Here is a 22,694-nt window from a genome sequence, read left to right on the forward strand (position 1 = left end):
CACCCGTGAGCTCTCCCGTCGCCGAGCTGCACATGCACATCGAGGGTTCCCTCGAACCCGAGCTGATCTTCGCGCTGGCCGAACGGAATTCCGTGCAGCTGCCGTACGCGGACCTCGACGATCTCCGGTCGCGGTACCAGTTCACCAACCTGCAGTCGTTCCTCGACCTGTACTTCGCGAACATGCAGGTGCTGCGGACGGCCCAGGACTTCGCGGACCTCACCCGCGCCTACTTCGCGCGGGCGTCGGCGGGCGGCGTCGCGCACGTGGAGTTCTTCTTCAACCCGCAGGCCCATGTCAATCGTGGTGTCCCGCTGCACGACGTACTCGACGGGATCATGGACGCGGTGAGCACCAGCGAGCGGGAGTTCGGCCTCAGCAGCGCCGCCATCGCCGCGATCCTGCGCGACCGTCCCGTGCACGAGGCGGAGGAAGTGTTCTCCGAGATCATCCGGTTGCAGACGCCGATCGTCGGGCTCGGACTGGACTCGGCCGAGGTGGGCAACCCGCCGTCGCTGTTCGAGGACGTGTTCGCGCGCGCCCGGTCGGAGGGGCTGCACGTGGTCGCGCACGCGGGCGAGGAGGGGCCGCCCGAGTACATCTGGCAGGCACTCGATCTCCTCGGCGCCGAGCGCATCGACCACGGGGTGCGGGCGCTCGAGGACCCGGCGCTCGTGGCGCGCCTGGTGGACGAGGAAGTGCCGCTGACCGTGTGCCCGCTGTCGAACGTGCGGCTGTGCGTGGTCGACTCGCTGTCCGAGCACCCGCTGCGGACCATGCTCGACGCGGGTCTGCTCGTCACCGTCAATTCCGACGACCCCGCGTACTTCGGCGGATACGTCGACGACAACTTCGCGCAACTGCGGGACCAGCTCGGCCTCACCGATGCCGAGCGGGACACCCTGGCCCGCAACTCGATCAAGGCGTCGTTCGCGAGCGACGCACGCAAGGCGCAACTGCTCCGCGGCTGATCACCCCGGTCGTCAGTCCGTCAGCCCCGTGTCGCCGAGACTCGCGACGACGGCCAGCACGTCGCGGTCGCGGCCGTACGGCCCGACCAGGCACAGGCCCACGGGAACCCCGTCGTCGGTGCGCAACGGCACGGTCGCGTTGGGCAGCCCCGAGATGCTCGCGAGGCACGTGAGCATGCCGGTGGCGCGCATCGTGTTCCGGAACCGTCCGCCGCTGGGGTCGCCCGTCCGCTCGGGGGCGACGGACGACGTCGCGGGCAGCAGGAGCAGGCTGTCGCCCACGTATGCGGTGATCGTCTGCGACGCCTCGGCGAGCATGGTCAGCTTCCGCCCGTACGTCGTCTCCCAGATGCGGCTGGCGTCGGCGAAATTGCGGCCGGGTTCGTCGCCGAGCGACGACATCGCCTGGCTCACCCACTCGCCGTGCAGCCGCCACGCCTCGTAGCCCTGCACGTCGACGACGGCGTCGTACCAGTCGGGCAGCCGGCCGATGTCCGTGTCGGTCCACGTCAGCCGCGGAAGGGAACTCTTCTCCCACACGGTGAGGGCGCGCCGCACCGCGCCGAGCGCCCCGGCCTCGGCGACGGCGTTGATGCCGTCCGAGGTGAGGGCGCCGCGGAACGGGGTCTCCGCGGTGAGCGGGAGAAGGGCGCCGGACACCGCGACGAGCGTGTCGACGTCGCTGCACACCCACGCCGGGGTGTCGAACGTGGGGGACAGCGGGAACAGTCCGTCGGTGGAGACGGCGCCCCGGGACGGCGCGAAGCCGTACAGGCCCTGATACGACGCCGGGATGCGCACGGAACCGGTGGTGTCGACGCCCAGCCCGATGTCGGCGGCGCCCTGCGCGACCGCACTCGCCGCGCCGGACGTCGCACCGCCGGGCAGGCAGTCCTCGGCGCGGGGGTTGGGTGGCGTCCCGAACTGCTGGTTGACGCCGGAATGTCCGTAACCGAGGTCGTCGGTCTGCGCCAGGCCGACGACGCGGGCGCCCTGCCCGAGCAGGCGCGCCACCACCGCGGCGGTGCCGGTTTCGACGGGCGCCTCGGCGAGCCTTCGCCCGCTGCCCGCGCCGATCTGCTGTCCCGCAACGGCATACAGGTCGGTCACGGCCAGTCGCATGCCGGCGAGGGACCCGTCGCCGGTCGGGGCGACCAGGGGATCGCCCTGCACACGCCATGTCGCCTTGTCGACGGGCGCGAACTCGGACACCCCTCCGCCACTCGGAACGGACAGGCCGTCGGGCAGCGGCGGAACCTCCGGATCGTGCAAGCGTTCCCCGCAGGCACCGAGCATCGCGGCACCGAACGCCGCCGCCCCGGAGGCACCCGCGACGCGGAGGAAGTTGCGACGGTCGAAAGATCGACTGGGGGCCACCTATCCCACGTTAGCGACCGAGGACCGTCCGGAGGTACGCGTTGTCGAACATTCGCTCGGGATCGTACTTGTCGCGCACGGCGACGAACTCGTCGAAGTTCGGGTATGCGGGCCGCAGGTCCTCGGGGCTTCGGCCGTGCATCTTGCCCCAGTGCGGCCGCCCGGCCACCTCCCGGGCGATCGCCTCGACGGCGGAGAAGTACGGTTCGTGATCGCGGCGGTGATACTGGTGCACCGCGATGTACGCGGTGTCCCGCCCGTTCGCCGTCGACAGCCACACGTCGTCACCCGCGGCGAAGCGGACCTCCACGGGGAACGCGACCGTGAAATCGGACTTCTCCACCCACGAGTCGATTGCCGCGAGCGTGTCCGGAAGCGTCTCGGTGGGTACCGCGTACTCCATCTCGCGGAACTTGACCCGGCGCTCCGATGCGAAGACGCGGTAGCTGCGGTCCGTGAACTCGCGCGCGCTCAGCATGCGGGAGGAGATCCGGTTGATCTTCGGAATCGTCGACGGCGCAAGGCCCGCCACTCTGTTGATGCCCTCGAACAGGACGTTGGAGAGCAGTTCGTCGTCGACGTACGCGCGGACCGGGTGGAGGGGCGACGTCGGCGTGTCGCCGGGTAACCGGGTGTTGCGCTTCGTCAGGACGCGGCGGGTGTGCGGGAACCAGTAGAACTCGAAGTGGTCGACCGTGGCGCGGTCGTGGTCGAGGCGGTCGAGGGTGGCATCGAGCGACTCCGGTTTCTCGACGGCGTGCATCACGTAGTTCGGCACGCACTGGATGGTGACCTTCGAGATGATGCCGACCGCGCCGAGGCCCAGGCGTGCGGCCTCGAACAGTCCGGGGTTCTCGGTGGGGGAGCAGTCGGCCACCGAGCCGTCCGCCAGCACCACCTGCAGGGCGCGGACCTGGGTGGCGAGACCTCCGAAACGCGCTCCGGTGCCGTGCGTTCCGGTGGACAGCGCACCCGCCACGGACTGTACGTCGATGTCGCCCAGGTTGATCATGGCCAGGCCGCGGTGCCAGAGTTGCTCGCTCAGATCACGTAGTCGCGTGCCGGCGAGGACGGTGACGAGGGCGCCTGCCGGTTCGTCGAGGGTGACGGATTCGATGCCGGTGAGGGCGTCCAGGCTGACCAGGATCCCGTCGGTGACGGCGACCCCGGTGAAGGAGTGGCCCGACCCCACGGCCTTGACCCGCTGTCCCTGCCGCGCGGCACCGACGACGAGCGCGCAGAGGTCCTCCACCGAGCGTGGGGTCGCGAAGCGCAGCGGGTTCGCCGTCTCGGTGCCCGCCCAGTTGCGCCATGTGTCCTTTGCCATTCGCCCATCATGAACCTGGACGCTCGTCCAGGCAAATGCCGGGTTGGTCGGGCGTCCGTGTTGGTCGCGGGGGAGGCCCCCTCAGGTTCTACGATCAGAGGATGCTGAACAGGCTTCCTGCGGATGAACGTCGTGCCCAACTTGTCGAGTCGGCGCTGGCCATCGCGGAGCAGCGCGGCGTCGCGTCGGTCACGGTGCGGGCCGTGGCGGAGGAGGCCGGCGTCTCTCTCGGTGTGGTGCACTACTGCTTCGAGAGCAAGGAAGAGCTCCTCGCCGCGATGGGCGAGAGCCTGGTTCTGCAGCTCAGTGCGTCGATGCGGCTGGCGTTCGGTCAGGTGCGGCACGCGCCGGACCTGCGGGGGATCGACGGTCTGCGCGAACTGCTCCACATCGGGATCAGCGGGATGTGGCCGATCATCGAGGCCACCCCCGACCGCCAGTTGCTGACGTACGAGATCACCGCGCAGGCGTTGCGGCACCGGGCGTCGGGGAGTGAGCGCGCAGGCGATATCGCCGGTCAGCAGTACCGGACGATGGACGAGGAGGCGATCGAATTCCTCGCCGAGTGCGCCCGGATCGCCGGCGTCGGCTGGGGCACTCCGGTCGAGGCGATCGCGCGGTTCGGGCTGGCCATGCTGGACGGGCTCGTGCTGCGGTGGCTCGTCGACCGGGACAGCGAGGCGATGATCGCGGCGCTGGACGAGATGGTGCAGGTGATCACGGCGAAGGCGGTCGAGCAGGCCTGATCGGGCCCGATCGATCTGGACAATCGTCCAACTCGATGGTTGACTGGCGTCGCAGATCGCCGCACAACGATTGGACGAACTGTGACGCCCACGCTCGACCGTCTCATCGCCTCGACCACCGAGTCCGGCGTGCCGCTGCTCCCTCTCGACCTGCCGACGCTGCGCGCCAACGCCGCCGACCTGGTCCGGCGGGCCGGCGGTACCCCGGTCCGGGTCGCCAGTAAATCCGTCCGCTGCCGTGCGGTACTCCAGGTCGCGCTCGGTGAGAATCTCACCGCGGCCGGCGGCTTTCGCGGGATCATGGCGTACTCCCTTCGCGAGGCGATCTGGCTTGCCCGGCACGGCGCGCAGGACATCCTCATGGGCTACCCGACGGCCGACCGCGAGGCCCTCGCCGAACTGGCGGCAGAACCCGAACTGCTGCACCGGATCACTCTGATGGTCGACAGCGACGACCACCTCGACTTCGTGTCCGCCGCCGCCGGCACGACGTCCCTCCGGGCCCGGCTGTGCATCGACGTGGACGCGTCGCTGCGGCTCGGACCCGTCCACATCGGGGTCCGCCGCTCCCCGCTCCGCGAACCGTCCGCCGTCGCCGCGTTCGCGAAACGTGCCGCCGGGCGGGGGTTCGCCGTCGTCGGAGTCATGTTCTACGAAGCGCAGATCGCGGGACTACCCGACTCCAGTCGACCGATCGGCTGGATGAAACGGGCGTCCGCCAGGGAACTCGCGACCCGCCGCGGCGCCGTGGTGAACGCCGTGCAGTCGGAGGTCGGGGCACTCGAGATCGTCAACAGCGGCGGCACCGGTTCGCTCGAGGTGAGCTCCGCCGACCCGGTCGTCACGGAGGTGACCGCCGGGTCCGGTCTGTACGTCCCCACGCTCTTCGACCGGTACCGCTCGTTCCGCCCGCACCCGTCGCTGTACTTCGCCCTCTCGACGGTCCGGCGGCCGGCACCCGGCATCGCGACGCTGTTCGGCGGCGGCTACATCGCCTCCGGACCCGCCGGGCGCAGCCGCGTGCCTGCACCGATGTGGCCGTCGGGCCTGAAGCTACTGCGCAACGAGGGCGCCGGCGAGGTCCAGACGCCGGTGACCGGAAGGGCGGCAGCCGATCTCGGGATCGGCGACCGGGTGTGGTTCCGGCACGCGAAGGCCGGCGAGCTGTGCGAGCGGTTCACCGAGGTGCACTTCGTCGAGTCGGACGGATCCCGCACCGTCGTGCCCACCTACCGCGGCGAAGGTCAGTGCTTCGGCTGATCGGGGAGCCGCATGAAGGCGCCCAGTTCGGTGAGTCCTTCGGGGGTGCTCGGCATGTACTGCGTCAGGGATTCCGACCGGACGATGATCGCCGCCCACTTGCCGCGGGAGACGGCCACGTTCATCCGGTTCCGCGACAGCAGGAACGACATGCCGCGCGGCACGTCCTCGATTGCGGACGCGGTCATCGACACGATGGCGACGGCCGCCTCCCGCCCCTGGAACTTGTCGACCGTGCCCACCTCGATCTTGTCGAGGCCGACGGCGGCCAGATCGCGTTCGATCAACCCGACCTGCGCGTTGTACGGCGCCACCACCAGGATGTCGGACTCGTCGAGTGGGCGGGTGCCCTCGAATTCGCTGGGGTCGGTCCAGCCGGATCCGAGCAGTTTCGTGATCCGGTTGACCACTTCCCGCGATTCCTCGGGGGATTGGGTCGCGTTGCCCTGGTGGTCGACGAAGACGGTGTGCACCCCGGCGGCCATACCGTCGAGCCGCCGTGCAGCACTGGCCGATTCCTGCGAACGCAGCTTGCCGTCGTACGACAGCGTCGAGACGGGAGCACACAGCTGCGGGTGCATCCGCCACGTGCGTTCGAGGAAGTAGCCCCGGCTCGCGGGCAGCGCCCCGTGCCCCTCGGCGAGCCACCCGAGAGCCGACGCGTCCACCGGTTCCGGATGGGTGCCCTGGCTGACCTGGGGGAGCTGCTGGGGATCGCCGAGCAGAAGGAGATTGCGGGCCGCACCGCCCACGGCGATGGTGTTGGCGAGTGCGAACTGCCCGGCCTCGTCGATGACCAGCAGGTCGAGACTGCCGGGCGGAACGCGGTCGGTGTTGGCGAAGTCCCAAGCGGTTCCGCCGAGCACGCAGCCCGTTCCCACCGCCTGGTCGATGAAGCCGGGGTAATCGTTGGAACTGATGTCGGTCCACGTCGCGGCGCGATGTCGCCCGTCCTTCTTCGCGACGAGTTCGGCGGGGAGCCCGGCCTTCACGACGCCACCGAGCATGTTCTCGATCACCGAATGGGACTGCGCGACCACGCCGATCCGCCAGTGGTGCTGCTCGACGAGTGCCTTGATCACCCGGGCCCCGGTGTACGTCTTGCCGGTGCCGGGCGGACCCTGTACCGCGACGTACGAGTCCTCGAGGTCGAGCAGGGCGGCGGTGATCGCGCCCGCGTAGTCCGTGCCGTCGACGGGTGGGAGCGGATTCCCGCTCCGGGTGCGCGGATCGGACCGCCGCAGGATGTCCACGGACGCGCACAGCGGAAGCTCCGGCAGCGGTGAGCACATGCCGTCCGCGGCCACCGCGATCGCCGATTCGATGCGGTCGGTGGTGATCGGTGGCCCGGGGGTGATCGCCGTCGGAAGTTGTCCGTACTCCTCGCCGTTCAGGAGTTCCTCGACGATCACCACGTCGCGGCGGCGGCCGTCCTTACCGACTTCGAGGACGTTGACCGTGCACGTTCCTCGCTGCTGCGGATTGTCGCCCGCGACCGCCTCCGGCGCGGGAGTGTCGTACAGCGCGTACATCGTGGTCTTGGGCCCCACCGTGCTTCCGGTCCCGAACCGGCCGGTGAGCTCGAGACGCCGGCGCAGCTTGCGCTGCCGGGGGCTGCTCTTGTGCCAGCTCTCCTCGACGACCGCGGACGACACCACCAGGACGTCCCGGATGTCCGACAGTTCGTCGTGCGGCACGACGAGCCGATCGAAGTGCGCCCACCAGAACGGTTTCCGCTCACGCCGGTGATAGCCGACCGCCGCCGCCATGAGTGCGGCGGCCTGCTGGTCGTGGCCGCGGTGCTCGCTCGGACCGTGCCCGGCGAATTCGCGCAACGTCGCCTCCGCGGGCGTGCATTCCTCGGTCACCGGGGTGGGCCCGTCGCCCGGCGGCCGGAGCGGGACGTCGTGCGTCCGCGCCTGCCCGATCAGCCAGTCGCGCAGCCGCAACGTGGAATCGCAGTCGTACTGGTTGTAGTCGGCGATCCCCTGCAGCAGCGCGCGGGCCTCCTCGTCGCGGCCGTTGTCCCGGTGATCGCAGTAGTCGGCGTACGCGACCACCGACGCGGCGGCGTTGGTGACGTCGCCGTCGCGCGGCTGCTCCGGCATGTACAGCGGTTCGAGTTTCTTGATGCTGTAAGACCGTTCACCGATCCGCAGGCATCCCCGCACCACCGGGTACAGGTCGACGAGGACGTTGTCGCGCAGCAGGGTGTCGACGGTCTCCTCGCCGACGCCGTGCCGCCCCGCCAGCCGCAGCAGCGCCGACTTCTCGTACGCGGCGTAGTGGTAGATGTGCATGTTCGGGTACTGCTGACGTCGCGCCGTCACGTAGTCGAGGAAGTCGACGAGCGCCTGCCGCTCCTCCGCGCGGTCGTGTGCCCAGAACGGCCGGAACACGGCGGCGCCGGCGGGCCCCTCGACCACGCCGAAGAGGTATTCGAGACCCCAGTCGGTGGAACCGTTCTCGGCCCACAGCGGGTCTCCCTCGAAGTCGAAGAAGATGTCGCCGTCGTCCGGTTCCGGCAGTCCACCCAGCGCCTGCGGGGCGTACAGCTGGAACTCGGGGGTGCCCGAGGACTCCTGCCGCAACTGCAGAGCGGCCTGGCCCCGCAACGATTCGAGAGTGCGTTCGGGCAGCCCCTCGACGCTGCCCGCATGCGCGGCGAGCGCGTCGAGAGTGCCGATCCCGGCCGCGATCAGCCGGCTCCGCTGCGTCGAGCGCATTCCGGCCACCAGCAGCAGGTCGCGGTGCTGCTCGACCTCCGGGGTGCACGTGTCGCAGCGACCGCACGCCGTGTACCGGGGGTCGCCCCACTCCGCGACCGACTGCTCGTCGCGGTGCTCGTCGAGGATTCGTTCGAGCGAGGCGCGCCGCGCGGAGTACACCGGGACGATGTCGCCGAGCGGGTGCGCCGAGTCGCTGTCGTCGCCGAGGAGCAGGTGCACGTCCGGGGACGTCGGAATTCCGTTGCCGGCCAGCGCTTCCGCGTAGGCGGCGAGCTGGAGGAGAGCCGACACCTTCGCGTGCCGGGACAGCTTGGTGTCGTAGACGGCGTACGTGTCGCCGTCGCGGACGAGGAAGTCGCAGAAACCCAGGAAGCGGCCGTCGAAGAACGTGCCTTGGTACACGACGTCGGCGCCGCCGCGGATCGTCTCCACGGTGGCCAGGTTCGCGTCGAACAGACCCACGGTGGTGTACTCGGGCCGGTCCATCGTGACCACCCCGTCGCCGAACTCGGCGCGGAACTGCTCGAGCCGGCGATGCTCGTGCGCGTCGCCCAGGCTCGACGTCCGTCGCAGCATCGGATCGTCGTCGACGGACGTGGCCGCGGCGCCGGCGCCGCCGAGCCCGAGCGTGGCATCCAACCGGCGCAGCAACGCGAACTCGCAGGTGGCGGCCGCGGAGAGGTCGCTGGCGCTGTAGACGATGGTGTCGTCGAGGAGGAACACAGCTACGTCCCCAGTTCTGCCGGTGAGTTCACCCGCCCAATTGTGCCATCGGGGGGCGACACGTCCAGAATGGCAGCCATGCCCTTCTTCGACGGCCACTCCGGACGCGTCCATTACCGGCACTGGAGCGCGGTGGGGGGACCCGTCGTCCAGCTGGTGTTTCTGCACGGGATGGGGCAGCACACGGGGCATTACCATCGGTTCGCGCGCGGGCTGACGCCGGCGGGAATCGGGGTGTGGGGAATCGACCAGGCGGGTCACGGCCTGTCCGAGGGCGACCACCCCGGGTCCGTGGCGGAACTGGCGGAGGACGCCGCGCTCCTCACCCGCCTCGCGGAGCAGCACGCACCGGACGTCCCGCGCGTGCTGATGGGGCATTCCCTCGGGGCCGCCGTCTCGATGGAACTCCTCATGCGCGGCGACTCCGGATTCCGGCGCGCGATTCTGTGCGGGACCCCGAAGACCGCCGCCGTGCAGCAGACGGCGGACGCGCTGGGTTCGCTGGAAATCCCGTTGCTCGCGGTGCACGGCGTGGACGACCGCATGGCCCCGATCGACCCCGTCCGGGAGTGGGCGGCGGGGATCGCGGGCCTCGAACTACGGGAATTCGACGACGCCGGACACGACCTGCTGCACGAGAAGGTCCACGCCGCCGTCACCGCGGTGGTCCGCGATTTCGTGCTGGAGGCTGCGCGCCCGTGAGTGGTTGAAGAGTGCAGGGACTCCTCAACCACTCACGGGCGGCGGAGCCGCTTACGCGTAGATGGCCTCGATGGCGGCGCCGTGCTCCTTGTGGATGACGTTCCGCTTGAGCTTCAGCGTGGGAGTGAGCTCACCGGTCTCCTGCGTGAAGTCGACCTCGAGGATGCGGTACTTCTTGATCCGCTCCGGGTTGGACACCTTCTTGTTACCTTCGGCCACCGCCTCGTCGATCTCGGCGACCAGGTCGGGGTTCTTCACCAGTTCGGACACCGGGGTGTCGGCGGCCAGCCCGTGGCGTTCCTTCCACCCGGGGAGGGTCTCCGAGTCGAGGGTGATGAGCGCGCCGATGAACGGCTTCCCGTCACCGACCACGAGGCACTGGCTGATCAGCGGGTGCGCGCGGAGGGCGTCCTCGAGGACCGCGGGCGCGACGTTCTTGCCGCCCGCGGTGACGATGATCTCCTTCTTGCGGCCGGTGATCGAGATGTAGCCCTCTTCGTCGATCGAGCCGAGGTCGCCGGTGTGGAACCAGCCGTCCCGGATCGAATCCGCGGTGGCCTGATCGTTGTGCCAGTACCCGCCGAACACGACGGGACCCTTCAGGAGCAGTTCGCCGTCCTCACCGATCTTCGCGGCGTGGCCGTCGATCGGCTTGCCGACGGTGCCGACCTTCTGCGCGCGGGTGGTGTTCACGGAGATGGCGGCGCTGGTCTCGGTGAGACCGTAGCCCTCGTACACCGGAACGCCGATGCCACGGAAGAAGTGACCGAGGCGGGCGCCGAGCGCGGCGCCACCGGAGACGGCGCGGTCGCATTCGCCGCCGAGCGCGGTGCGCAGCTTCGAGTAGACGAGCTTGTCGAACAGGGCGTGCTTGAGCTTGAGGCCCAGCCCGGCGCCGCCGGTGTCCTGCGCCTCGCTGTACGCGATCGCCGTGGCGGACGCCTTCTCGAAGATGCTGCCCTTGCCGCCGTCGTACGCCTTCTGCTTGGCGGAGTTGTAGACCTTCTCGAACACGCGCGGCACCGACAGGATGAAGTGCGGCTTGAACGCGGCGAACTGATCGAGCAGCGTGGTGAGGTCGGCGGTGTGCGCGACCGTGACCTTGGCGTCGAACGCCCCGAACGAGATGGCGCGGGCGAAGACGTGCGCGAGGGGCAGGAACATCAGGGTGCGCCTGCCCGCGTACATCGCGTCGCTGAGCGCCAGCTTCACGGCCGCGGACTCCGCGTAGAAGTTGGAGTGCGTCAACTGCACGCCCTTGGGGCGGCCCGTGGTGCCCGACGTGTAGATGAGGGTCGCGGGGGACGACGCGCGCACCTGGTGGCGACGCTCGTGCAGCTGCTCGTCGGTGACGCTCTCGCCGCGCTTCGACAGTTCCTCGACTGCGCCCGCACCCTCGATCTGCAGGACCTCGCGCAGGTCCGGGGCGCCGTCGGTGACGACCTTCAGTGCATCGGCCTGCTTCGCGTTCTCGACGACCAGCAGCGACGTGCCGGAGTCCTCGAGGATCCACTTGGCCTGATCGGGTGCGGACGTCTCGTAGATGGCGACGGTGCACCCGCCCGCTGTCCAGATCGCGTAATCGATGACGACCCACTCGTAGCGGGTGGCGGAGAGGATCGCGACGCGGTCACCGAGTTCGATGCCCGAGGCGATGAGGCCCTTCGCGACGGCGGAGACCTGCTCCGCGAACTCGGCGGCGGTGACGTCTACCCATCCACCGTTGCCCGGGCGCTTGAACGGAACGAACTTCGGGTCTTCCTCGGCGTGACGGAAGACCGTGTCCGCCATGGAGGCGTCCTCCGGAATTGAGAACGACTGCGGTACCGAGAATTCACGCACTATGACCCCTCCACTGAAACGACATGACGGATGTGCATTCGATCACATTTGTCCTGATTTCGCACCAGGGTCGATGTCCGTTATGTGTATTTCTGTTCCGACCAGCGGAGATTAGTGTAACTCGGCGTAAACTGATAACTCAGGCGGCCTCTTCCAGACGGCGCGAGTTCGCGGACAGCCAGCGCCGGATCGCGTAGTTCAACTGGTCGGGATCGACCCCGAGTTCGGTCGCGGTCGCGTCGAGAATCTCCTCGGCCAGGCCGTCGTCGGTGGCTTCGGAGATGCCGAGCGCGCCGCTGATGAAGACGTCCGCCACCCGATTCGGCCGGACGCCGGGGATGCCGGCGAGCATCAGGAAGTGTGCCCACGTGACGTCGCTGCTCTCCCCGCACACCTCGATCCACGCGTCGTGGATCTGCTCCAGGGCGGCTTCGTCCCTGGCAGCCTCGAGAAGGTCGTCGATGCTGTTGATGCGGAGCTGGTGTAGTCGCTCCGCCGCCAGCTGGATGTGACGCGCCTCGATCGGCACGCCGGTGGCGGTGTACCGCCGCTTGTACGAGCCGACCTTGCCCGCCCACTGATCCGAGCTGCCCGCCTCCTCGAACGTGCGGAGGAGGTCGCGGGCGCCGTCGGTGAGGGGCTGATCGGGGTGCGCCCGCCGGTAAGCCAGGTAACGGTCGACGACGGCGACCTCGCTGTGCCCGGCGCTCGACTGCACCGATTCGATGATGCAGAGAGCTAGGCTGTGCCGGTAGGCATCGGAGGTGACCCAACCGGACGGGTCGCCCAATCGGTCGCGGCACGCGGTGACGACGGTTTCGACGGTATCGGCAGAGACGGTCACGAGATCCTCCAAAGGCAGTCTGTTCTGTGCTCTTTCCGGTGTATCGACAGGGCCTCCGGGAACGTTGCACTGAAGCTGAAGATTCCTCGAGAATGACCGTCAGCGGGGCGTCAGCAGGTCTGTGACCTCGCTGTCCGAGAGTTGATGGAAATCGGCGTACGCGTTGCCGACGCCGCCGAGATCGGCTGGGGTGTAGGGACAGACCACCTCGTCGGCCGTCACGCGCAGCCGGCCGACGGCCTCGGGAGCGGCCACCGGGACCGCGACGATCACCCGGGCTGCGCCCAGCTTCTTCACCGACTGGCAGGCCACCGCTGCGGTCGCGCCCGTGGCCATGCCGTCGTCGACGAGGACGGCGATGCGGCCCCTCAGCGACGCCCGGGGTCTGTTGCCACGCAGCACCCGTGCCCGCCGCTCGAGTTCGTGGCGTTCCTTCGCCTCCACCATGGCGAGCGACGTCTTGCTGACCCGGGCGATGCGGAGAACGTCGTCGTTGATCACCCGGGATTCACCCTCGCCGATGGCGCCCATCGCGAGTTCCGGCTGCCACGGCACACCCAGTTTGCGGACGAGCACGACGTCGAGGGGTGCCGACAGGGCCGCGGCGATCTCGAATGCGACGGGGACGCCGCCGCGCGGCAGGCCGAGCACCACCAGGTCGGTTCCGCGCAGGTGGTCCAGTGCGGCGGCCAGTCGGCGACCGGCGTCGGCGCGACTGGTGTAGAACATCGAACGCTCCGTGATCGTGAAGAACGGTTCGTCTCCGACGCTACTCCCGATGTGGCCGCTCAGATCTCGCTGACGGTGAATCGGCGCAGGGCGAGGGCGGGATTCTTCTCCCGCACCTCGGTGATCCGCTCCGCATCGACCGACGCGACCGCGGTGCCCACCCGCTCACCGAGCGAAACGAGGGTCACACCCATCGGATCGACGATCATGCTGTTTCCGGCCCCGGTGCGCGCGCTCTGATCGGCGGCCGCCACGTACACGGTGTTCTCGATGGCGCGCGCCCGGATCAGGGTCGACCAGTGATCCTCCTTGAGCGGGCCGGGCACCCACTGCGCCGGCAGCAGCAGTACGTCGGCGCCCGCATCGACGATCCGTCGGGTGACCTCGGGGAACCTCAGGTCGTAGCAGGTCTGCATGCCGAACGTGAGGCCGTCGACCGCGAACGTCTCCGGTGCGCCGATCTCCCCGGCGCGGATGACGTCGGATTCCTTGTAGCCGAACGCGTCGTACAGGTGAAGTTTGCGGTAGGTGGCGACGATGTCGCCGCGGGGCCCGAGCGCGACGAGGGTGTTGGAGATGCGATCGTCGCCGGGCAGCGCCTCGTTGACTCCCGCCACCAGATGAACGTCGAGTTCCTTCGCGGTCGCGGCCAGCCCGCCGACGAACTCGCCGTCGAGGGCCTCGGCCGATTCGACGATCCGCTCGTCCGTTCTGGGCGCCGTGAACATCGCGTACTCCGGCGCCACCACCACCTTCGCGCCGCGGCCCGCGGCCTCGGCGGCGAGCGTGCGGACCGTGCGCAGGTTCTCCTGCTTGTCCTGACCGGGAGCGAACTGAATGACAGCGACATCGACCATGCCGTCCACGCTAGGCGACGACGCCGCGGCGGGTCTCTCCCGTCCCGGTCGCCGCCTATTTCCGCGGCGTGGCGTTGCAGTGTGGACTCGTGCACTAAACTGCTGGTCAATGAGTGATATCGAGCGTGACCCCGAACCCCCCACTTTTGCCGACCTCGACATCGACGATCGGGTCTTGAAGGCACTGTCCGATGTGGGCTACGAGTCGCCCTCGCCGATCCAGGCCGCCACCATTCCGCCCCTCCTCGCCGGCAACGACGTCGTCGGCCTGGCGCAGACCGGCACCGGCAAGACCGCTGCGTTCGCGGTACCGATCCTCTCGAAGATCGACCTGGCGCAGAAGTCGCCGCAGGCATTGGTCCTCGCGCCGACCCGGGAATTGGCCCTGCAGGTCGCGGAGGCGTTCGGCAAGTACTCCGCCCACATTCCGGGCCTGCACGTCCTGCCGATCTACGGCGGTCAGAGCTACGGAGTCCAGCTGTCGGGACTGCGGCGCGGCGCGCACGTCGTCGTGGGCACGCCCGGTCGCGTGATCGACCACCTGGAGAAGGGCACCCTCGACCTGTCCAAGCTCTCCTACCTCGTCCTGGACGAGGCCGACGAGATGCTGAAGATGGGGTTCCAGGAGGACGTCGAGCGCATCCTCGCCGACACCCCCGAATACAAGCAGGTCGCCCTGTTCTCGGCCACCATGCCGGGCGCCATCCGCAAGATCTCGAAGCAGTACATGCACGACCCCGTCGAGATCACGATGAAGTCGAAGACGTCGACGGCCTCCAACATCTCGCAGCGGTACGTGCAGGTGGCGCACCAGCGCAAGCTCGACGCCCTCACGCGTGTCCTCGAGGTCGAGGACTTCGAGGCCATGATCATCTTCGTGCGCACCAAGCAGGCCACCGAGGACCTCGCGGAACGACTGCGCTCGCGCGGGTTCTCGGCGGCGGCCATCAACGGCGACATCGTGCAGGCCCAGCGTGAGCGGACCATCGGCCAGCTCAAGAGCGGCGCCCTCGACATCCTGGTGGCCACCGACGTGGCCGCGCGTGGCCTGGACGTCGAACGCATCTCCCACGTCGTCAACTACGACATCCCGCACGACACGGAGTCGTACGTCCACCGGATCGGCCGCACCGGTCGTGCCGGGCGTGCGGGCGAGGCGCTGCTGTTCGTGGCGCCGCGCGAACGGCACCTGCTCAAGGCCATCGAGAAGGCGACCCGCCAGCCGCTCGCCGAGATGCAGCTGCCCAGCGTCGACGACGTCAACGCGCAGCGTGTGTCCAAGTTCGGCGACTCGATCACCGAGAGCCTGACGTCCGACAACCTGGCGTTGTTCCGCAAGATGATCGAGGACTACGAGCAGGAGCACGACGTTCCGCTCGCCGACATCGCCGCGGCGCTCGCGGTGCAGTCGCGCGACGGGGAGGCGTTCCTCATGGCGCCCGAACCGCCGCCCGCGCCCCGCCGTGAACGGGAACCCCGTGAACCCCGCCCGCCGCGCCGTTTCGACGACGGCCCCCCGACCCGCTCGCGCGGGCCGGAAGGCCAGGAGCTCGCGACGTACCGCATCGCGGTCGGCAAGCGGCACCGGGTGGTGCCGGGTGCGATCGTCGGTGCCATCGCGAACGAGGGTGGGCTGCGGCGCAGCGACTTCGGACACATCAGCATCCGCCCGGACCACAGCCTGGTGGAATTGCCCGCAGACCTGTCCAGCGAAACCCTCGAGGCACTGCGCCGTACCCGGATCTCCGGGGTGCTGATCCAGCTGCAGCCCGACTCGGGGCCGCCGTCGGGTCGTCCGGGCCGTGGTGGCCGCGACGACCGGGCCGGCGGAAAGTTCCAGCGCGACCGGGACAACAGGAAAAGGCCGCGCGAGTAGTCCTCGCGCGGCCCTGACCGGGGTCTCCGGCGGTTACGCCGGGGGAGCGGGAGCCGGGGCGGGCTGTGCCGCCTCGGCAGGCAGCGGGCCCTCCTCGGGAACGAAGAACGAACCGACGGTCGGCAGCACATAGCAGGTCGCGCTGGTGTAGTCGACGGTGCCGAAGATCGATGCCACGACGGTGCCCGCGCCCGTCGCCACGACCTTGTTCAGCGCGGGGTAGCCGTCTGCCGTGAGCCCGTCGAGGGGCAGGATGCCGCTGCCCCCGGTGCTCGTGTTGATCCACGCGACGTTCAGTCCCGACGACCTCACGACACCGGGATAGGCGGAGAGGGCCTGGAAGCTGATCTCGTGTGCCTTCACCTCGGCGGTCGGCCCGGTGGTGCCCGACGCCAGCGTCAGCGTGACCGGGGCGACGGTGCCGCATCCCACGGTCGGTGCGGTGTAGAAGAACGGTGTGTTCTCGCCCGCGACGTCACGCAGCACGGTCGACGTGGCCAGCGCCTCGACCGCGGCCTTCTCCTCGGGCTTGTCGGCCTGGGTGCGGAGTTCGGCGAGTCCGGGGACGTCGGGGGTGGCCGGGTCTGCCGCTGCCGTGCCCGCGAGGCCGAAAGCCGCGATACCGACCGTTGCCACCGCGATCGTGCGTCGCATCACGCTCATACCGTCCACCTGAACTCCTCATTGTCTCGTCCGGGCAGCTCTGCAGCGCCGCCCGAGCGGAGAATTTACCCGACAGCGGGGAAACAGTCAGGACCAGCTGCCGCCGCCGGCCAGCGTATCGGCCCGCGCGCCGTCGAGGGACTGCCGGATCACGTCGGCGTGACCGGCGTGCCGGGCGAGTTCCTCGATCTGGTGCAGCAGCATGTAGCGGACCGTGAACACGACGCCCGACGTCATCCACTGCGCCACGTCGGCGGGCAGGTCGACGTCGCGGTCCAGGTCGGTTTCAGCGGCGACCGCGGCCTCGGTGGCGCGCTGGGCCGCGTCGAAGCGGGCGAGGAGGACGTCGACGGTCTCGTCCTCGGCGACGTTCCATGCCGCCATCCACGCGGCCACCGGATCGTCGCCGCCGCCGCGCGGGGTTCCGGTGATGCGCGCGGTCATCGCCTCTTCGCCGTCGATGACGTGTTTGAGGACGGACGCCAGACTCATCTCGCTGGCGCTGGGCACGCTGCGGACCTGCTCCTCGGTCAGTCCGGACACCGCGTTGCGGAACGCGGTGCGCTGGTTGTCCAGCATGAGGAGCAGGAGTCCGCGCTCGTCGGAAATGAGGGCCGGGGTGCTGGGTGTCTCGTTCATGCATTCAGTGTGGCGCGGATAGCGGACACCTACTGTCCTCGATCGGGGAGTTGCCGGGATCTTCGGCGGGCCGGGTGTCCGGCTGGGCGCGTTCCCAGCGGCGCGGGCGGACCCGCCCTACGATCGACACAAGTGTCCGTGAACGTCCCTGTTCCTGTGATCGAGTCGCAAGCCGAGGTGCTTATGCCCCTGGAAGATTCGTCGTCCGCCCACGCCGACCCGTCGCGTGAGGGTGCCGCCCCGCCGGAGCACGACCTGGAAGGCCACATCATCGAGGCCCGGTCCGAGGACTTCTTCCACGCCAGAGAACTGCAGGTCGACAACGAGTGGTTCAAGACCGCGGTGTTCTACGAGGTTCTGGTCCGCGCGTTCTTCGACTCCTCGGGCGACGGAACGGGCGATCTCCGGGGGCTGACGTCGAAACTCGACTACCTGTCCTGGCTCGGCGTGGACTGTCTGTGGCTGCCGCCGTTCTATGACTCACCGCTCCGCGACGGCGGCTACGACATCCGCGACTTCCGTGCCGTGCTGCCGGAGTTCGGGACGGTCGAGGACTTCGTCCAGCTCTTCGACCAGGCGCACCGCCGCGGGATCAGGGTCATCACCGACCTGGTCATGAACCACACCTCCGACACTCATGCCTGGTTCCAGGAGTCGCGCAACGACCCCGACGGTCCGTACGGCGACTTCTACGTCTGGTCCGACGGCGACGAAGGGTATCCGGACGCGCGCATCATCTTCGTCGACACGGAGACATCCAACTGGACGTGGGATCCGGTGCGCAAGCAGTACTACTGGCACCGCTTCTTCTCCCATCAGCCGGATCTGAACTACGACAATCCCGACGTCCAGGACGCGATGATCGACGTGCTGCGGTTCTGGCTGGACCTCGGAATCGACGGTTTCCGGCTGGACGCGGTGCCCTACCTGTTCGAGCGGGACGGCACCAACTGCGAGAACCTGCCCGAGACCCACGCCTTCCTCAAGCGGTGCAGGGCCGTCATGGACGCCGAGTACCCGGGGCGGGCGCTGCTCGCCGAAGCCAACCAGTGGCCGTCGGACGTCGTCGAGTACTTCGGGGAGCCGGACATCGGGGACGAATGCCACATGGCGTTCCACTTCCCGCTGATGCCGCGCATCTTCATGGCGGTGCGGCGGCAGAACCGTTTTCCGATCTCCGAGATCCTCGCGCAGACCCCGCCGATTCCGAGTTCGTGCCAATGGGGAATCTTCCTCCGGAACCACGACGAGTTGACGCTCGAAATGGTGTCGGACGAGGAGCGTGACTACATGTATTCCGAGTACGCCCAGGACCCGCGGATGAAGGCGAACATCGGCATCCGGCGACGCCTCGCGCCGCTGCTCGAGAACGACCGCAACCAGCTGGAGCTGTTCACCGCGTTGCTGCTGAGCCTGCCGGGTTCGCCCGTCCTCTACTACGGTGACGAGATCGGCATGGGCGACAACATCTGGCTCGGCGACCGGGACTCGGTGCGGACGCCGATGCAGTGGACGCCCGACCGAAACGCAGGATTCTCCCGCGCCGACCCGGCGCGAATGTACCTGCCGGTCATCATGGATCCCACGTACGGCTATCAGTCGGTGAACGTCGAGGCGCAGATGAACTCGACCAACTCGTTGCTGCACTGGACCCGCAGGCTGATCCAGGTCCGCAAACAGCACCCGGCGTTCGGGACGGCCTCGTTCACGGAACTCGGCAGCGCGAACCCGGCCGTCCTGTCATATGTACGGGAGACCCCGCCGAGCGAGGACCGCCCGTACAGTGACGTCATCCTGTGCGTCAACAACCTGTCCCGGTTCCCGCAGGCGGTGATACTGGACCTCACCCAGTTCTCCGGCCGAATCCCCGTGGAGCTCACCGGCTCCGTTCCCTTTCCCACGATCGGGGACGACGGGTACATGATCACGCTGCCCGGTCACGGTTTCTTCTGGTTCGCGCTGCAACCGGATCCCAAATCCGACGGCGCGGTGAGCGGACATCCGGTCAGCAGTGAAGCGGAACAGGCGGTGCAGCAGTGAACGAACCCACCAGTGGACGCATTCCCGACGAGACCCTCGAGCGGCAACTCGTCCGGTGGCTGCCGGACCGGCGGTGGTTCGCCGCGAAGGGCAACACCATCTCGGCGGTGCGGATCCTGCTCCGCCACGAGCTGACGTCGGTCTTCGGGTTCTCCGCCGAGCACCTGCTGGTGTCGGTGGAGTTCGAAGCGGGCCCGGCGCAGGTGTACCAGGTGCCGCTCGGGTTCCGCAGTCATCTGCCCGAGGACCTCGAACCGTGGGCGTTGCCCGACCGCGAGGGCAACGCCATGATCGCGTACGACGGACTGCACGACGCCGAGGTCATCACCCTGTACGCGGACCTGCTGGCCGAGGCGCAGAGTTCCGGGCCGGTGCAGCTGAAGACCGTGCCGGGCACGGTGATCGAGCCGGGACTGCGCGGGCGGACGCTCGGCGCCGAGCAGTCGAACACGTCGGTGGTGCTGGGGGAGAAGTTGCTGATGAAGATCTTCCGCCTGGTCACCCCGGGGGTGAATCCCGATGTGGAACTCCATCTGGCGCTCGCCGGCGCGGGCAGTGAATACGTGGCCACGCTGCGGGCGTGGATGGAGACGGACGTGGCCGGGATTCTGACCACGCTCGCGATGGTGCAGGACTTCGAGGCCAACTCGGCGGACGGGTGGAGCATGGCGCTCGGCAGCGTCCGCGACCTCCTGATCGAGGCGGATCTCCACGCCGCGGAGTTGGGGACGGACTTCGCCGGTGAGTCCCATCGCATGGGCGCCGCCGTCGCCGAGGTGCACGCGACGCTGGCGGGTGCGCTGGGTGCGGAGGAGCGGCAGGTCGCGTCGACGACGGTGGAGGCGATGACCCGGAGGCTGGACGCCGCCACCGCGATCGTTCCGGAACTGGGGGAGGTGGCCGCCGCGGTGCGGGACAAGTTCGCCGAGGCGGAAGCGCTGGGTGCCACCGCCGTCCAGCGGATTCACGGGGACCTGCATCTCGGTCAGGTACTGCGGACACCGGAGCGGTGGCTGCTCATCGACTTCGAGGGGGAGCCCGCCAAGACGCTCGACGAGCGCCGGGAACGGGACAGTCCGTTGCGGGACGTCGCGGGAATGTTGCGGTCCTTCGACTACGCCGCCCACCACCTGCTGGCCGATTCGGTGCCGATGGGGGCGATGGGGGCGGCGTCGCAGCGGGACTTCCGGGCGAGGGAGTGGGCCCAGCGCAACGCCGACGCGTTCTGCGAGGGCTATGCCTCGGTGTCGGGCACCGATCCGCGGGAGGCGGCGGCGTTGCTCCGGGCCTACGAACTCGACAAGGCGGTGTACGAGACGGTGTACGAGGCGAGAAACCGCCCGAAGTGGATCGGCTTGCCCCTCTCCGCGATTCGCAGACTCACCGCAGCACCTCGGTGAGAGCCGGGGACGAGACCGTGCCCGTGTCGAACTGAGTGCGGTACAGCTCTTCGTACCGGCCGCCGGCGGCGAGCAGTTCGGAGTGCGTGCCGCGTTCGACGATGCGCCCGGCCTCGACCACGAGGATCAGATCGGCCGCGCGCACGGTCGACAACCGGTGGGCGATCACCACCGCGGTGCGGCCGGTGAGGGCCTCGCCCAGCGCCTCCTGCACGGCGGCCTCGGACGTGGAGTCGAGGTGCGCCGTCGCTTCGTCGAGGATGACGACCCTCGGATGCGCGAGCAGCAGTCGGGCGATGGTCAGCCGCTGGCGTTCGCCGCCGGACAACCGGTAGCCGCGTTCACCGACCACCGTGTCGAGGCCGTCGGGAAGGGCGGCGACGAGGTCGGTGAGCCGCGCGCGTTCCAGGACCTCGGCGAGTTCTGCCGGTGTGGCGCCGGGGCGGGCGAGCAGGAGGTTGGCCCGCACGGTCTCGTGGAAAAGATGCCCGTCCTGGGTCACCATTCCGACGGTGGCCCGCACGGAGTCGGCGGTCAGGTCTCGCACGTCGATCCCGCCGAGTTTCACCGAGCCCGCGTCCGCGTCGTAGAGCCGGGGAACCAGTTGGGCGATGGTGGACTTGCCGGCCCCGGACGATCCCACCAGGGCGACCATCTGCCCGGGTTCGGCGCGGAACGACAGTCGGTGCAGCACGTCGACGCCGCCACGGGTGTCGAGGGTCGCGACCTCTTCGAGCGACGCCAGCGACACCTTGTCGGCCGAGGGATACGCGAACTCCACGGAGTCGAACTCCACCGACACCGGGCCCTCGGGCACCGCGACGGCGTCGGGCTTCTCCGCGATCAGCGGCTTCAGGTCGAGGACCTCGAAGACGCGCTCGAAGCTCACCAGCGCGCTCATCACGTCCATGCGTGCGCTGGCCAGTGCGGTGAGGGGCGAGTACAGGCGGGTGAGCAGCATCGCCATCGCGACGACCGCTCCCGCGTCGAGTTGTCCGCGCAGTGCGTAGAACCCGCCGAGCCCGTAGACGAGGGCCAGCGCGAGCGCCGAGACGAGGGTGAGCGCGGTGACGAACACCGACTGCAGCATGGCGGTGCGGACGCCGATGTTCCGCACTCGCCGCGCACGGACCGCGAACTCGGCGGACTCCTCGGAGGGGCGGCCGAACAGTTTGACGAGGGTGGCGCCCGGCGCCGAGAACCGCTCCGTCATCTGCGTGCTCATCACCGAGTTGTGGTTGGCCGCCTCACGATTGAGTTGTGCGAGCCGCGCGCCCATCGTGCGGGCGGGCAGGACGAAGATCGGCAGCAGCAGCAGTGCGCACAGCGTGATCTGCCAGGAGATCCCGATCATCACGATCAGCGTGATGCCGAGCGTGACCAGGTTGGACACCACACCCGACAGGGTGTCGCTGAACGCGCGCTGCGCACCGATCACGTCGTTGTTGAGGCGGCTGACCAGCGCGCCGGTGCGGGTGCGGGTGAAGAAGGCGATCGGCATCCGCTGCACGTGGTCGAACACGGCGGTGCGCAGGTCGAGGATCAGGTCCTCGCCGATGCTCGCCGACAACCACCGCGTCCACAGCGCGAGTGCGGATTCGAGGACGGCGATGACCGCGATGAGCGCCGCGAGACGCACGATCACGGACACCGCGTCGCCGCCGACGATGGCGTTGACGACGCGGCCCGCCAGCACCGGGGTGGCCACGGCCAGCGCGGCCGTGACGACGCTGAGCAGCAGGTACCACGCGAGGTTGCGGCGGTGCGGGCGGGCGAAACGGGCGATCCGCCGCAACGTCGTCCGGGAGAAGGGGCGTCGATCCTCCTGGGCGTGCATCGCGTTGTACATGGCGTTCCACGCCGTGACTTCCATGCTCATGCCGGCGGCCTCCTGTCGCTGTCCCCCCACGGTAGAGCCGGGGTATGACACGACCGTAGAACCTCAACTTTACTCGAGGTCAAGTCGCGG

Annotated in this window: 17 protein-coding genes; 7 read left to right on the top strand and 10 right to left on the bottom strand. The window is 69.0% G+C overall.

Annotation, left to right across the window (positions count from 1 at the left end):
• Nucleotides 1–5 precede the first annotated feature (5 nt).
• Nucleotides 6–971 (top strand): adenosine deaminase, encoded by a 966-nt coding sequence (locus tag MLGJGCBP_RS23055; protein ID WP_160098286.1) that lies wholly within the window; start codon nt 6–8, stop codon nt 969–971.
• A gap of 12 nt (nt 972–983) precedes the next feature.
• On the opposite strand, the gene MLGJGCBP_RS23060 is transcribed toward MLGJGCBP_RS23055, so the two are convergent.
• Nucleotides 984–2,348, bottom strand: a complete 1,365-nt coding sequence (locus MLGJGCBP_RS23060; protein WP_160098288.1) for an amidase family protein — start codon at nt 2,346–2,348, stop codon at nt 984–986.
• A 10-nt stretch (nt 2,349–2,358) separates the two neighbouring features.
• Nucleotides 2,359–3,675, bottom strand: coding sequence for a D-arabinono-1,4-lactone oxidase (locus tag MLGJGCBP_RS23065; protein ID WP_160098290.1), 1,317 nt, complete (start codon nt 3,673–3,675; stop codon nt 2,359–2,361).
• A gap of 101 nt (nt 3,676–3,776) precedes the next feature.
• On the opposite strand from MLGJGCBP_RS23065, the gene MLGJGCBP_RS23070 reads away from it, so the two are divergent.
• Complete coding sequence (locus MLGJGCBP_RS23070) at nt 3,777–4,421, top strand: TetR/AcrR family transcriptional regulator (protein ID WP_087558952.1); 645 nt, start codon at nt 3,777–3,779, stop codon at nt 4,419–4,421.
• Between the two features lie 81 nt (nt 4,422–4,502).
• Entirely contained in the window at nt 4,503–5,681 is a 1,179-nt protein-coding gene (locus MLGJGCBP_RS23075) for an amino acid deaminase/aldolase (RefSeq protein WP_160098292.1), read from the top strand.
• Here MLGJGCBP_RS23075 and MLGJGCBP_RS23080 read toward each other — a convergent pair.
• Nucleotides 5,666–9,133: a TM0106 family RecB-like putative nuclease gene (locus tag MLGJGCBP_RS23080; RefSeq protein WP_160098294.1), complete on the bottom strand. Its 3,468-nt coding sequence runs from the start codon at nt 9,131–9,133 to the stop codon at nt 5,666–5,668. The genes MLGJGCBP_RS23075 and MLGJGCBP_RS23080 overlap by 16 nt on opposite strands.
• A gap of 78 nt (nt 9,134–9,211) precedes the next feature.
• On the opposite strand from MLGJGCBP_RS23080, the gene MLGJGCBP_RS23085 reads away from it, so the two are divergent.
• The gene (locus MLGJGCBP_RS23085) at nt 9,212–9,835 is read left to right on the top strand and encodes an alpha/beta hydrolase (protein ID WP_201453168.1); all 624 of its coding nucleotides are present in this window, start codon (nt 9,212–9,214) and stop codon (nt 9,833–9,835) included.
• A gap of 51 nt (nt 9,836–9,886) precedes the next feature.
• Here the strand turns inward: MLGJGCBP_RS23085 and MLGJGCBP_RS23090 are convergent, their stop codons facing one another.
• From MLGJGCBP_RS23090 to MLGJGCBP_RS23105, 4 genes are all read right to left on the bottom strand, one after another.
• Nucleotides 9,887–11,677 (bottom strand): AMP-dependent synthetase/ligase, encoded by a 1,791-nt coding sequence (locus tag MLGJGCBP_RS23090; protein ID WP_160098298.1) that lies wholly within the window; start codon nt 11,675–11,677, stop codon nt 9,887–9,889.
• 139 nt (nt 11,678–11,816) lie between these two features.
• On the bottom strand, nt 11,817–12,521 hold the full coding sequence (locus MLGJGCBP_RS23095) for a heme peroxidase (RefSeq protein WP_160098300.1): 705 nt from the start codon (nt 12,519–12,521) through the stop codon (nt 11,817–11,819).
• A gap of 99 nt (nt 12,522–12,620) precedes the next feature.
• Nucleotides 12,621–13,250, bottom strand: a complete 630-nt coding sequence (locus MLGJGCBP_RS23100) for a phosphoribosyltransferase (RefSeq protein ID WP_087558947.1) — start codon at nt 13,248–13,250, stop codon at nt 12,621–12,623.
• A 59-nt stretch (nt 13,251–13,309) separates the two neighbouring features.
• Nucleotides 13,310–14,107: a carbon-nitrogen hydrolase family protein gene (locus MLGJGCBP_RS23105; protein WP_160098302.1), complete on the bottom strand. Its 798-nt coding sequence runs from the start codon at nt 14,105–14,107 to the stop codon at nt 13,310–13,312.
• Between the two features lie 109 nt (nt 14,108–14,216).
• On the opposite strand from MLGJGCBP_RS23105, the gene MLGJGCBP_RS23110 reads away from it, so the two are divergent.
• Nucleotides 14,217–15,983, top strand: a complete 1,767-nt coding sequence (locus MLGJGCBP_RS23110) for a DEAD/DEAH box helicase (RefSeq protein WP_087558945.1) — start codon at nt 14,217–14,219, stop codon at nt 15,981–15,983.
• Between the two features lie 33 nt (nt 15,984–16,016).
• Here the strand turns inward: MLGJGCBP_RS23110 and MLGJGCBP_RS23115 are convergent, their stop codons facing one another.
• The gene (locus tag MLGJGCBP_RS23115) at nt 16,017–16,646 is read right to left on the bottom strand and encodes a hypothetical protein (RefSeq protein WP_160098304.1); all 630 of its coding nucleotides are present in this window, start codon (nt 16,644–16,646) and stop codon (nt 16,017–16,019) included.
• A gap of 87 nt (nt 16,647–16,733) precedes the next feature.
• On the bottom strand, nt 16,734–17,285 hold the full coding sequence (locus MLGJGCBP_RS23120) for a DinB family protein (protein ID WP_160098306.1): 552 nt from the start codon (nt 17,283–17,285) through the stop codon (nt 16,734–16,736).
• Nucleotides 17,286–17,468: 183 nt separating this feature from the next.
• Here MLGJGCBP_RS23120 and treS point away from each other — a divergent pair, with 183 nt between their 5' ends.
• Both treS and MLGJGCBP_RS23130 read left to right on the top strand, forming a co-directional pair.
• On the top strand, nt 17,469–19,325 hold the full coding sequence (treS, locus tag MLGJGCBP_RS23125; RefSeq protein ID WP_160098308.1) for a maltose alpha-D-glucosyltransferase: 1,857 nt from the start codon (nt 17,469–17,471) through the stop codon (nt 19,323–19,325).
• Nucleotides 19,322–20,725 (top strand): maltokinase N-terminal cap-like domain-containing protein, encoded by a 1,404-nt coding sequence (locus MLGJGCBP_RS23130; RefSeq protein ID WP_160098310.1) that lies wholly within the window; start codon nt 19,322–19,324, stop codon nt 20,723–20,725. The genes treS and MLGJGCBP_RS23130 overlap by 4 nt, the downstream gene beginning before the upstream one ends.
• On the opposite strand, the gene MLGJGCBP_RS23135 is transcribed toward MLGJGCBP_RS23130, so the two are convergent.
• Nucleotides 20,706–22,604: an ABC transporter ATP-binding protein gene (locus tag MLGJGCBP_RS23135; protein ID WP_160098312.1), complete on the bottom strand. Its 1,899-nt coding sequence runs from the start codon at nt 22,602–22,604 to the stop codon at nt 20,706–20,708. The two genes, MLGJGCBP_RS23130 and MLGJGCBP_RS23135, sit on opposite strands and share 20 nt — an antisense overlap.
• Between the last annotated feature and the right edge of the window lie 90 nt (nt 22,605–22,694).

The sequence above is a fragment of the Rhodococcus sp. T7 genome (genome assembly GCF_009872365.1).
Classification (GTDB): domain Bacteria; phylum Actinomycetota; class Actinomycetes; order Mycobacteriales; family Mycobacteriaceae; genus Rhodococcus_F.